This window comes from Avibacterium volantium, assembly GCF_049366555.1.
GTDB classification, from domain to species: domain Bacteria; phylum Pseudomonadota; class Gammaproteobacteria; order Enterobacterales; family Pasteurellaceae; genus Avibacterium; species Avibacterium volantium_A.
In genome coordinates this window covers 1-361 of record NZ_JBMMGT010000081.1, presented here as the reverse complement: position 1 = coordinate 361, position 361 = coordinate 1, and the positions used below count along the sequence as shown (strand labels likewise).

At 39.6% G+C, this 361-nt stretch carries 1 pseudogene; it reads right to left on the bottom strand.

From position 1 onward, the window contains the following. Positions 1-361, bottom strand: a pseudogene (locus ACLS0A_RS11080) (helix-turn-helix domain-containing protein); the annotation flags it as partial.

Below are 361 nucleotides of genomic sequence, written 5' to 3'. Positions count from 1 at the left end.
GTAAGGCATTTACGATGACGGCTTTTTCTGCATTTTTTGTTGGTTGAGTTCCTGCAACTTTTTTAGCATTGCATTCTCCGCTTCTAATTCCAAAATTCGGTAACGCAAGCGTTCTTCTTCTGTTTTGGGCGTTGGTGGCATTTTAGGTGAGTTGAGTTTCATACTTGGACGACCTTTAGGTTTGAGTAATAACCCATCTATACCTTGTTTTTCAAAGCGTTGCAACCATTGACTAATTATCCCTGAACTGGGGATATCAAAGCGAAAGCAGGCGGCTTCAGCGGAGCACTGGCCTTTTTTGATAGCTTGAATAACCTTTAATTTAAACTCAACAGAATAATATCGTTTTTTACCTAACACA